This window comes from Burkholderia sp. MBR-1 (assembly GCF_013822785.1).
GTDB classification, from domain to species: domain Bacteria; phylum Pseudomonadota; class Gammaproteobacteria; order Burkholderiales; family Burkholderiaceae; genus Burkholderia; species Burkholderia vietnamiensis.
The window spans coordinates 547,970-559,019 of sequence record NZ_CP053611.1 but is presented as its reverse complement, the minus strand read 5'-3'; the positions used below and the strand labels follow the sequence as shown (position 1 = coordinate 559,019).

Below are 11,050 nucleotides of genomic sequence, written 5' to 3'. Positions count from 1 at the left end.
CTACACCGGCGCGGCAACGCGCTGCGCGGCGAATCCGGCCAGCGTCCGCAACGCGTCGCGCGCCGATTGCAGATAGAACGCCTGCAGATGAAACACATGCCAGCGCGCGGCATGAATCTCGAGCCGGCACGGCACGCCGCATGCGCGCGCATGCGCGGCGAGCCGTTGGGCGTCCGACAGCAGCACCTCCTGATCGCCGACCTGCACCAGCATCGGCGGCAGCCCGCGCAGGTCGGCGTCGAGCGGGCCGCGCGACGCGCCCGCGCCCGCGCCGTGATACCAGCGCAGCCCCTGTTCGAGCCAGCCGCGGCGGATCATCGGATCGTCGTGGCGGCGCGAGGCGAGCGTGGCGCCGCCGAGCGCCGCGTCGGTCACGGGCGAGATCAGCAGCAGCGCGGCCGCGGCCGGCTCGCCGCGCTCGCGCAGCGCTATGGCGAGCGCCAGTGCGAGCGCGCCGCCGGCCGAATCGCCGGCGATCACGATGCGGTGCGGCGCGTAGCCCTGCGCGCGCAACGCGTCGTACGCGGCCAGCGCGTCGTCGACGGCCGCCGGGCTCGGATGCTTGGGCGCGAGCCGGTAGTCGGGCGCCCACACCGGCAGCCCGGCTTCGGCCGCGAGGCGCGTCGTCACGCTGCGATGCGTGCGCGGGCTGCCGACGCAGAAGGCGCCGCCATGCAGGTAGAGGATCGCGCCGCCGGCGTCGCCACGTTTCGGCGCGATCACTTCGACCGGCACGCCGGCGGCAGCCGTCCGGTAGCGCAGCGTGCCGCCCGCGCCGGGCATCAGCGGCGACAGCATCGCGACGACGCGGCGCTGCACGCGCGCGCCGAACGGCGGCCCGATCAGCGGCCGGAACGCAGCGCGCAGGAAACCGCGCAACGACGCTGCGGCCAGCGCTTCCACGCGCCCGGCAGGCGGCGCGACGACGACCGCCTGTGTCGGCGCGGTGTCGCCGGCCAGCGGTCGCGAGAAGCGATAAGCGGACAGGCCGGTGAAGCGCGTGATCCAGCGGTAGCTGAGCGTGAAGCCGGGCCAGTTCGTGCTGTTGTGGCCCGACGCGTCGACGTACCAGCTCTTGCAGCCGCTCCACACCGAGCCTTCGAGCCGTTGTTGCACGTGCGCGTTGTAGCGGCGGTAGCGGCGCGGGTCGACGTCGATCGCGCTCGCGCCGTCGCGCTGCATCGCGCGGAGGCAGCGCATCACGTGCGCGATCTGGCTTTCGAGCATGTAGACGATCGAGTTGTGGCCGAGGTTCGTGTTCGGGCCGTACAGCATGAAGAAGTTCGGAAAGCCCGGCACGGTGACGCCCAGATACGCCTGCGCGCCGCGCCGCCACGCGTCGTTCAGGTCGAGCCCGTCGCGACCGGTGATGCGCATCGGCGACAGGAATTCGGTCGCGGCAAAACCGGTGCCGTAGACGATCGCATCGACTTGATGGTGAACGCCGTCGTCGGTCTCGATGCCCGTTTCGGTCACGCGGCGGATGCCCCGCGTGACGAGCTCGACGTTGTCGCGTCCGAGCGCGGCGAGGTAGTCGCTCGACAGCAGGATCCGCTTGCAGCCGATCGGATAGTCGGGCGTGAGCTTGCTGCGCAGCGCAGGGTCGCGCACGTCGCGTGCGAGCAGCTTCCGGAACGGCCGGCCGACCGCGAAGTCCATCAGCCCGTGCAGCCGCGTGAAGGCGATCGCGCGCGATTCGTAACGCAGGTAGATCGACGCGCGATGCAGCTTCATCGCCCCCGGCAAGCGGCGAAACAGCGTGCGTTCCCAGCGGCGATACGGTCGATCCGGGCGCGGCAGCACGTAGGCCGGCGAACGCTGGAACACGAGCAGCCGCGCGACGTCGCCGGCGATCGCCGGCACGAACTGGATCGCCGATGCGCCGGTGCCCACTACCGCCACGCGCTTGCCCGCGAGCGGATAGTCGCGATCCCATTGCGCGGAGTGGAACGCGCGGCCGCGGAACGTATCGATGCCGGGCAGTTTGGGCAGCGCCGGCCGGCTCAACTGGCCGGTGCCGCTGATCAGCACGGCGGCGCTGAGCGTCGTGCCGTCGGCGAGCGCGACGCGCCACAACGCACCGGCTTCGTCATAGCGTGCCTGCTCGACCTCGGCGCCGAAGCGCAGATGGCGTGCCAGCCCGTACTTGCGCGCGCAATGCTGCAGGTACGCATGAATCTCCGGTTGCGGTGCGAACACGCGCGACCAGTTCGCGTTCGGCTCGAACGAGAACGAGTACAGATGCGAAGGCACGTCGCATGCGGCGCCGGGGTAGCGGTTGTCGCGCCACACGCCGCCGACGTCGTGCGAACGCTCGACGATCACGAAGTCGTGTATGCCGGCGCGTTGCAGCGCGACAGCCATGCCGATGCCGGCGAAGCCGGCGCCGATGATGATGGCCGCGAGCGGTGCGCTCGCTTCGGCGGGACGTGACGTTTCAGGCGACGACATGACGGTTTTCCTCCGGGTGGTGGGCCGCGTCCGAGGTGCAGGACGGGCACGATGGGGCGGCGGTTTCGGATGCGGTGTCGATGGACGGCCGCGCGGGCACGCGGCGCACGCCGCGGATCAGGTCGACCGCCTTCTCGGCGATCATGATCGTCGGCGCATTGGTATTGCCACCGATCAGCGTCGGCATCACCGACGCATCGACGATGCGCAGCCCGTCGACGCCATGCACGCGCAGTTGCGGATCGACGACGGCGAGCGCGTCGCGTCCCATCCGGCAGGTGCCGACCGGGTGATAGACGGTATCGGTGCGGCGCCGCAATACGTCGCGGATCTCGTCGTCGGTGCTCACGTTGGCGGTGAACACGTCGCGCGTGGTCCAGTCGGCCAGCGCCGGCGCTTCCATCAAACGGCGCGTGAGCCGGAAGCCGGCGACCATGTCGTCGAGGTCGCGCGGATCGGCGAAGAACGCCGGATCGATGCGCGGCGCCGCGAGCGGATCGGCGCTGTGCAGCGTGACCGTGCCGCGGCTGCGCGGGCGCAGCAGGCACACGTGGCACGACAGCCCGTGGCCGGCATGGTGCCGGCGCGCATGATCGTCGACCAGCGCGACCACGAAGTGCAGCTGGATGTCGGGCGCGGCGAGGCCGGCGCGGGTCGTCAGGAAGCCGCCGCCTTCGGCGAAATTGGACGTCAGCATGCCGCGCCGCTCGCGCCGAAAGCGCGCGAATTCGCGCAGCAGGCGCAGCGCGCCGCGCGCGGACACGCCCATCGTGTCGACGCCGCGGGTGCGGTAGCCGAGGACGAAGTCCGGATGGTCCTGCAGGTTGCGGCCGACGCCCGGCAGAGCGACGCGCACCGGAATGCCGAGCCGCTGCAGTTCGTCGGCCGGGCCGACGCCCGACAGCATCAGCAGTTGCGGCGTCTGCAGCGCGCCGGCCGCGAGCACGACCTCGCGCCGGGCCCGCAAGGTGCGCACCTCGCCGTGCTGCCGCACCTCGACGCCCGTTGCGCGCGTCCCGTCGAACAGGATGCGCAGCACCTGCGCGTGCGTCTCGACGCTCAGGTTGTCGCGGCGGCCGACGTGCGGCAGCAGATACGCGCGCGCCGCACTCCATCGCTCGCCGTGCTTCTGCGTGACCTGGTAGAGGCCGATGCCTTCCTGCTGCGCGCCGTTGAAGTCGTCGGTGAGCGGCAGCCCGGCCTGTCGCGCCGCTTCGAGATAGCGCGCATGGAACGGGTTGCCGGTACGCAGGTCGCTGACCCACAGCGGGCCGTCGCGGCCGTGAAACGCGTCGTCGAAGCGTTCGTTGTGTTCGCTGAGCCGGAAGTACGGCAGCACGTCGTCGTAGGCCCAGCCTTCGTTGCCGAGCGCGGCCCAGCCGTCGTAGTCGACGCGATGGCCGCGGACGTACACCATCGCGTTGATCGCGGACGAGCCGCCGAGCGCCTTGCCGCGCGGCTGGTAGCCGATGCGTCCGCCGAGCCCCGGCTGCGGCACGGTGTCGAACGCCCAGTTGTTCACGCGCGTCGGCAGCATCGCGACCGCGCCGGTCGGCACGTTGACGAGCGCGTCGTCGCCGCGGCCGCCGGCCTCCAGCACGCAGACGGTCACGGAAGGGTCCTCGGTCAGCCGTCCCGCGGCGACGCAGCCGCCCGAACCGCCGCCGACGACGATGTAGTCGAAAGTCCTGCTCATGGAATCGTCTCCCAGTGGTCGATGGTCACGCGAAGCGCGTCAGCACGCGCAGCAGCAGATCGAAGGTCTTGCCGTACGGCGGATGGAACAGCGCGGTGCCGCTGCGGCGCGCCTGATGGAACACGGGCTTGTGGTGGCTGAACGTATCGAAGCCCCATTTGCCGTGATAGGCGCCGATGCCGCTCGCGCCGACGCCGCCGAACGGCTGGTGCTCCTGCGCGAGATGCCACAGGCAGTCGTTCACCGTGACGCCGCCCGACGCCGTCTCGCGCAGCACGCGATCGCGCCGCGCGGCGTCGCGGCCGAACCAGTACAGCGCGAGCGGGCGCGGGCCGCGGTTCACGCGGTCGATCGCATCGTCGAGATCCGCGTATTCGACGATCGGCAGCACCGGGCCGAAGATCTCCTCGCGCATCACGCGCATCGTGTCGCGCGCGTCCAGCACGAGGGTCGGCGCGAACTTGCGCGAGCCGGCAGCGAAGCGTTCGCCTGCCGGGTTCACTTCGCGCACGCGTGCGCCGCCGGCGCGCGCGTCGTCGACGAGCGCCGCGAGGCGGTCGCGATGCGTGGCGGCGATGATCGACGTGTAGTCGGGATTGGCGGCGAGCGTCGGGTAGTGATGCGCGATCGCGTCCGCCACGCGTGCCGCGACGGTCTCGGCGGTGCCGGCCGGCACCAGCAGATAGTCGGGCGCGATGCAGGTCTGGCCGGCGTTGAGCAGCTTGCCGAACGCGATGCGCGCGGCCGCGTGCGCCAGATCGCACGACGGGTCGACGATCGCCGGCGACTTGCCGCCCAGTTCCAGCGTGACCGGCGTCAGGTTCGCGGCCGCGGCCTGCGCGACGTCGCGCCCGACCGCGGTCGAGCCGGTGAAGAACAGATGGTCGAACGGCAGGCGCGCGAACGCCTTCGCGGTGTCGACGTCGCCGGTGACGACGGCGAGTTCGTCCACATCGAACGCGTCGGCGACGAGCGATTCGAGCAGGGCCGACAGCCGCGGCGTCAGGTCGGACGGCTTGACCAGCACGCGGTTGCCGGCGGCGAGCGCGGCGACCGCCGGCCCGAGCGCGAGCTGCAGCGGATAGTTCCACGGCGCCATCACGCCGACGACACCGCGCGGTTGCGGCGCGATCCGGTTGTAGCCCGGCCGGAAATGCGCGGCGGTCGGCACGCGGCGCTCGCGCATCCACTGCCGCAGGTGCGCGCGCGCATGGCGCAGGCCGCTACGGACCACGAACAGTTCGGCGAGCCGCGTCTCGTGCGCGGAGCGTCCGCCGAAATCGGCGTCGATCGCCTGCACGAGCGCGGCTTCATGCGTATCGAGCAGCGCACGCAGACGGTCAAGCCGCGACAGGCGGATCGCGAGCGGCGGCGCGGGATCGCGCGCATAGGCGGCGCGCTGGCGTTCGAAGCGGGCGGCGAGCTCGGGTGGGCGACTCGGTCGCATGGTGTCTCCTCCGGGTGTTGGCGTCGTTCGGGCGACGACTGATGACGCCGATGGTGCGGGCCGCATGGGAAAACACCAATGCTGGTTCGGGACAATTGTTTTAGTATTTGGGCCAAATCGGCGCTTCGAGGGTTTCTCCGCATGAGCTTCTGGGACTTCACCCGGAGTCCGGCCAGCGCACGGCTGCTGGTCGATTTCGGCGACGAACGGGGCGTGCCGCATGCAAGGCTGCTGGCCGGCACGGGCCTCGCCGACGCGCAGCTCGACGATCCCAATGCCGAGGTGACGGCCGCGCAGGAACTGCGGCTGACCGGCAACCTGGTGCGCGCGCTCGGGCGTGCGCCGGGCCTCGGGTTCGAGGTCGGGCAGCGCTATCACTTCTCCGCGTACGGCGTGTGGGGCTATGGGCTGATCGCGAGCGCGACCGCGCGCGACGCGCTGGCGCTCGCGATGCGCTTTCTACCGCTCACGTATGCGTACACGGTGATCACGTACCGCGAGGAGCCGCATACGGGCGTGCTGAATTTCGGTGCGCCGGAGCTCGAGGCCGATCTGAGCCGTTTCCTCGTCGAGCGCGACATGGCGGCCGCTGCCGTGCTGCTGCAGGAAATTGGCGGCGGCGATTTCAGGTTGTCGCGCTTCACGATGCAGGCGGCGAGCGCGCCGAGTGGCGCCGCGCCGCGCATTGCCGGCATCGAACCGGTATTCGGCGCGCGGGCGAACAGCCTCGGGTTCGATCGCACGTTTCTGGACCGTCCATTGCCGCATGCGAATCCGCTGACCGTTTCGATGTGCGAGCAGATGTGCGCGCATCTGCTCGATGCGCGGCGTGCCCGGATCGGCACGGCGGAGATGGTGCGGCAGTATCTGACCGCGACGCCCGGCAACGTGCCGTTTTCGCTCGACGACATCGCACGGCTGATGAACACGAGCCCGCGCACGCTGAAGCGCCGGCTGCAGGAGGAGGGCACGACGTTCCGTACGCTGCTGGCCGAGGCCCGCGGCGCGATGGCCGAGGCGCTGCTCGGCGACGCGCATCTGCCGCTGACCGAAGTGGCCGAACGGCTCGGCTTCAGCGATTTATCGAGCTTTTCGCAGGCGTTCAAGCGCTGGTATGGGGTGCCGCCGGGGGCTTATCGGAGCGGGGTGCGGGGAGGCGGTGGGGCGGGGGGATGAGGGGGGCGGCGTGCGCGGATTCGTCGATCGCTCGCCGACAGGTGGTTCGACGGTGGTGCCGGCGAATGCCCAGCGGTTGCGCTGCTGTTGGGATGGGCAAGCAGCCGGCTGCTTGCTTGGCGAGCTTGGCGTGCAGAACGTGACGTCGTGACGGTGTGCGCCGCGACACCGTCGAGGCGCGTCAATCGTCAATCGTCCGTCTCGTGCAAAAGCCGGCGGGCTCTCCGCTCAGAGCCGCATGCGGCAACGCCTCACGTCCAAATCCGACGGCCGTTTGCAGACCTCGCCGGGATCTCACGCAAGCCGGCTGTCCTGCCATCAATCGCGCTTCGCCCCAGCATCCGCCGCATGACCGCCCGGCAGCGCACCGAACATGTGCTGACTGCACTTCGCCTCGCGCCAGGCGGTCCCGAGCCGAATGCCGCCGATCATCCGCCGCGCGACGGGAAGAATCTGTTCGCCCACCAGAATGCCCAGCAAGCCGGCCAGCGCGATGGTGGGCGGCGCCGGAGACGGCACGCCGATCAGCGCGTAGACGATGCCGGCGAGAATGCCGGCGAGAAGTGAAGCAACGTACGGTTTCATGGCAATGGAACGTGACGGACAGCGTGTTGAAATGGCGATCGCGACCGGTTCGGCGGCGATCCGAAAGTCTCGAATCAGCCTATCAGGTCTTCGCGTTCATCCCATGTGCTTTCATTGAAATTCAGATCTTTTAAGCCTGAATATCGCTGGTCGAGATAATCAGAACGATTAACTGGCGTAGTCGGCTGCTTGCCGCTGAAATGGTGCGCGTTGACTGTCGAACCGCTCGACACAACGCATCGGACGCCTCGCAGATTCGTCGGCGGGGCAAGCCTCACATTTCTCCGCGTCAAAGGACATCATCGCCATGAGCAACCCGAAGCTTGAAGTACTGACTCCGCACAACAGCCAGCTGATCTTCATCGACCAGCAGCCGCAGATGGCGTTCGGCGTGCAATCGATCGATCGCCAGACGCTGAAGAACAACGTCGTCGGCCTCGCGAAGGCCGCGAAGGTCTTCAACATCCCGACCACGATCACGACCGTCGAAAGCGACAGCTTCTCGGGCCACACGTATCCGGAACTGCTCGACGTGTTCCCGAACCAGAAGACGCTCGAACGCACGTCGATGAACTCGTGGGACGACCAGAAAGTGCGCGACGCACTGGCCGCCAACGGCCGCAAGAAGGTGGTCGTGTCGGGCCTGTGGACCGAAGTCTGCAACACGACCTTCGCGCTGTGCGCGATGCTCGAAGGCGACTACGAAATCTACATGGTGTCCGACGCATCGGGCGGCACGTCGCAAGCCGCGCACGACGTCGCGATGCAGCGCATGGTGCAGGCCGGCGTGGTGCCGGTCACGTGGCAGCAGGTGCTGCTCGAATGGCAACGCGACTGGGCGCGCCGCGAAACGTATGACGCGGTGATGGCGATCGCCAAGGAGCATTCGGGCGCGTACGGGATGGGCGTCGACTACGCGTACACGATGGTCCACAAGACCGCGCCGCGCACCGCGACGCCGCACGAGTCGATCCCGCCGGTTCCGGCGAAGTAAGCGCAGACGGGCTACGACCGTCGCGGCCGCTGCGGCGGGTTCCATGCGAACCCGCCGCAGCGGCCATTGCCGCGCGGGCGCACGTGAGCGCGTCACGCATGCCGCGCGCGGCATGCGGGCCGGCACACCGCCGCCGCGTTCGACATTCTCCGGGAGATTTATCGCATGGAACCTTATCTGGTTTCCCTTGGTGCGGGCCTGCTGATCGGTGTGATTTACAGCGCCATCAAGGTTCGCTCTCCCGCACCGCCGCTGATTGCGCTGGTCGGGTTGCTCGGCATGCTGATCGGCGTGCAGGCCTTGCCCACCGTCAAACAGCTGTTTGGCTTCTGATCATCAAGAGGTGATGCACATGACCGCAACCGTGACCCAACCGGATCTGATCCTGCATAACGGGCGATTCACGACCCTCGACCGCGCGAACCCCATCGCGACCGCGGTCGCGATTGCCGCCGGCCGCTTCGTCGCCGTCGGCAGCGACGCGGACGTGATGCCGCTCGCGGGCCGCGCGACGAAGGTGGTCGATCTCGGCGGCCGCGGCGTGCTGCCCGGCCTGATCGACAACCACTGCCACGTGATTCGTGGCGGACTGAACTACAACATGGAGCTGCGCTGGGACGGCGTGCCGTCGCTCGCCGTCGCGATGGAGATGCTCAAGCGCCAGGTGGCCGTGACGCCCGCGCCGCAGTGGGTGCGCGTGGTCGGCGGCTTCACCGAGCATCAGTTCGTCGAGAAGCGCCTGCCGACGATCGACGAACTCAATGCAGTCGCGCCGGACACGCCGGTGTTCATCCTGCACCTGTACGATCGTGCGCTGCTGAACGCGGCGGCGCTGCGTGTCGTCGGCTATACGAAGGACACGCCGGAGCCGCCGGGCGGCACCATCCTGCGCGATGCCGCCGGCAACCCGACCGGCCTGCTGCTCGCGAACCCGAACGCGACGATCCTCTACGCGACGCTCGCGAAGGGGCCGAAGCTGCCGTTCGAGTATCAATACAATTCGACGCGCCATTTCATGCGCGAACTGAACCGGCTGGGCGTCACGGGCGTGATCGACGCGGGCGGCGGCTCGCAGAATTACCCGGAAGACTACGAGGTGATCCGCAAGCTGCACGACGCCGGCGAGATGACGATCCGCATCGCGTACAACCTGTTCACGCAGAAGCCGAACGCCGAGAAGGAAGACTTCGTGAACTGGACCAAGAGCGTCAAGTATCACGACGGAACCGACTACTTCCGCAACAACGGCGCCGGCGAGATGCTGGCGTTTTCCGCGGCCGACTTCGAAGATTTCCGCGTGGCGCGCCCGGACCTGCCCGCGCAGATGGAGGACGACCTCGAAGGCGTCGTGCGCGTGCTCGCGGAGAACCGCTGGCCGTGGCGCATGCACGCGACCTATGACGAAACGATCAGCCGCGCGCTCGACGTGTTCGAGAAGGTCAACAAGGACATCCCGCTCGAAGGGCTGAACTGGTTCTTCGATCACGCGGAAACCATCACCGAGAAATCGATGGACCGGATCGCCGCGCTCGGCGGCGGCATCGCGGTGCAGCACCGGATGGCGTATCAGGGCGAATACTTCGTCGAGCGCTACGGCGCGCAAGCCGCCGAGGCGACGCCGCCGGTCGCGAAGATGCTCGGCAAGGGGCTGAAGGTGTCGGCCGGCACCGACGCGACGCGCGTGGCGTCGTACAACCCGTGGGTATCGCTCGCGTGGCTCGTGACGGGCAAGACGGTCGGCGGCCTCAGGATGTATCCGCAGCGCAACCTGCTCGATCGCGAAACCGCACTGCGGATGTGGACCGAGTACGTGACGTGGTTCTCGAACGAAGAAGGCAAGAAAGGGCGCATCGCGGTGGGGCAGCTTGCCGACCTCGTGGTCCCGGATCGCGATTTCTTCGCGTGCGCGGAGGACGATATCGCCGCCACGACTGCGTTGCTGACGGTGGTCGACGGCAAGATCGTCTGGGGCGCGGGGCCGTTCGAGTCGCACGACGCGCCGATCCCGCCGGCGATGCCCGACTGGTCGCCGGTGCGCGAGTTCGGCGGCTACGGCGGCTGGGGCGCGACGCAGCGCGCCGGTGCGCCGCTGCAACGCGCGGCGGCCGCCGCGATGTGCGGCTGCGCGAACGAATGCAACGTTCACCAGCATGCGCACGCGGGCGCATGGGGCAGCGCGTTGCCGACGTCCGACGCGAAGGGCTTCTGGGGCGCGTTTGGATGCTCGTGCTGGGCGATCTGAGATGACGGCACGTGCGGCTTACGACTGTCCGGCCTGGGTCGGCGCACTGCTGTCGCAGCGGTGGGTGCTGCCGGTCGCGCGCGCCGCGCTGGTGTCCGCGTATCTGATCGCGGGCATTTACAAGCTGCTCGACTTCAATGCAGCTGCCGCGGAGCAGGCGCACTTCGGCCTGCATCCCGGGCCCGTCTGGGCCGCGATGGCGATCGTGGTCGAGATCGGCGGGCCGCTGTGCGTGTTGTCCCGGCGCTTCACGTGGCTCGGCGCCGGTGGCCTCGGCGTGTTGACGCTCGTCGCGATGCTGGTGGCCGCCGACTTCTGGAACATGTCGGGCGCCGCGCGCTTCATGGCGCTCAACGCGTTCTTCGAGCATCTCGGGCTGATCGGCGGGCTGGTGCTCGTCGCCGTGCTCGGCAATACGCGCCGCCAGGCCGACGCCGACGCGCCCGTTCGATGAAGATG

Annotated in this window: 9 protein-coding genes; 5 read left to right on the top strand and 4 right to left on the bottom strand. The window is 69.1% G+C overall.

The annotated features are described in order from the left end of the window. The 3 genes from MBR110_RS27015 to MBR110_RS27005 are packed head-to-tail and all read right to left on the bottom strand — an operon-like array spanning window position 1 to window position 5,594. Window positions 1-2,451: a flavin-containing monooxygenase gene (locus MBR110_RS27015; RefSeq protein ID WP_181709791.1), complete on the bottom strand. Its 2,451-nt coding sequence runs from the start codon at window positions 2,449-2,451 to the stop codon at window positions 1-3. Next, complete coding sequence (locus MBR110_RS27010) at window positions 2,438-4,147, bottom strand: GMC family oxidoreductase (protein ID WP_034193909.1); 1,710 nt, start codon at window positions 4,145-4,147, stop codon at window positions 2,438-2,440. The genes MBR110_RS27015 and MBR110_RS27010 overlap by 14 nt, the downstream gene beginning before the upstream one ends. 25 nt (window positions 4,148-4,172) lie before the next feature. Continuing rightward, the gene (locus MBR110_RS27005) at window positions 4,173-5,594 is read right to left on the bottom strand and encodes a coniferyl aldehyde dehydrogenase (protein WP_014725968.1); all 1,422 of its coding nucleotides are present in this window, start codon (window positions 5,592-5,594) and stop codon (window positions 4,173-4,175) included. Between the two features lie 141 nt (window positions 5,595-5,735). Here MBR110_RS27005 and MBR110_RS27000 point away from each other — a divergent pair, with 141 nt between their 5' ends. Then, a complete protein-coding gene (locus MBR110_RS27000; protein ID WP_034193907.1) occupies window positions 5,736-6,770 on the top strand; it encodes an AraC family transcriptional regulator in 1,035 nt (344 codons plus the stop codon). Between the two features lie 318 nt (window positions 6,771-7,088). Here MBR110_RS27000 and MBR110_RS26995 read toward each other — a convergent pair whose 3' ends face one another. After that, window positions 7,089-7,355 carry a XapX domain-containing protein gene (locus MBR110_RS26995; RefSeq protein WP_181709790.1) on the bottom strand — a complete coding sequence of 89 codons (267 nt, stop codon included), beginning with the start codon at window positions 7,353-7,355 and terminating at the stop codon, window positions 7,089-7,091. Between the two features lie 307 nt (window positions 7,356-7,662). On the opposite strand from MBR110_RS26995, the gene MBR110_RS26990 reads away from it, so the two are divergent. The 4 genes from MBR110_RS26990 (at window position 7,663) to MBR110_RS26975 (ending at window position 11,045) form a co-directional block, all read left to right on the top strand. Next, window positions 7,663-8,349 carry a hydrolase gene (locus tag MBR110_RS26990; protein ID WP_014725964.1) on the top strand — a complete coding sequence of 229 codons (687 nt, stop codon included), beginning with the start codon at window positions 7,663-7,665 and terminating at the stop codon, window positions 8,347-8,349. 165 nt (window positions 8,350-8,514) lie between these two features. Next, entirely contained in the window at window positions 8,515-8,682 is a 168-nt protein-coding gene (locus MBR110_RS26985) for a DUF1427 family protein (RefSeq protein WP_014725963.1), read from the top strand. A gap of 19 nt (window positions 8,683-8,701) precedes the next feature. Continuing rightward, complete coding sequence (locus MBR110_RS26980) at window positions 8,702-10,591, top strand: amidohydrolase (RefSeq protein ID WP_014725962.1); 1,890 nt, start codon at window positions 8,702-8,704, stop codon at window positions 10,589-10,591. Window position 10,592: 1 nt separating this feature from the next. Beyond that, on the top strand, window positions 10,593-11,045 hold the full coding sequence (locus MBR110_RS26975) for a DoxX family protein (RefSeq protein WP_046428113.1): 453 nt from the start codon (window positions 10,593-10,595) through the stop codon (window positions 11,043-11,045). Window positions 11,046-11,050: the final 5 nt, after the last annotated feature.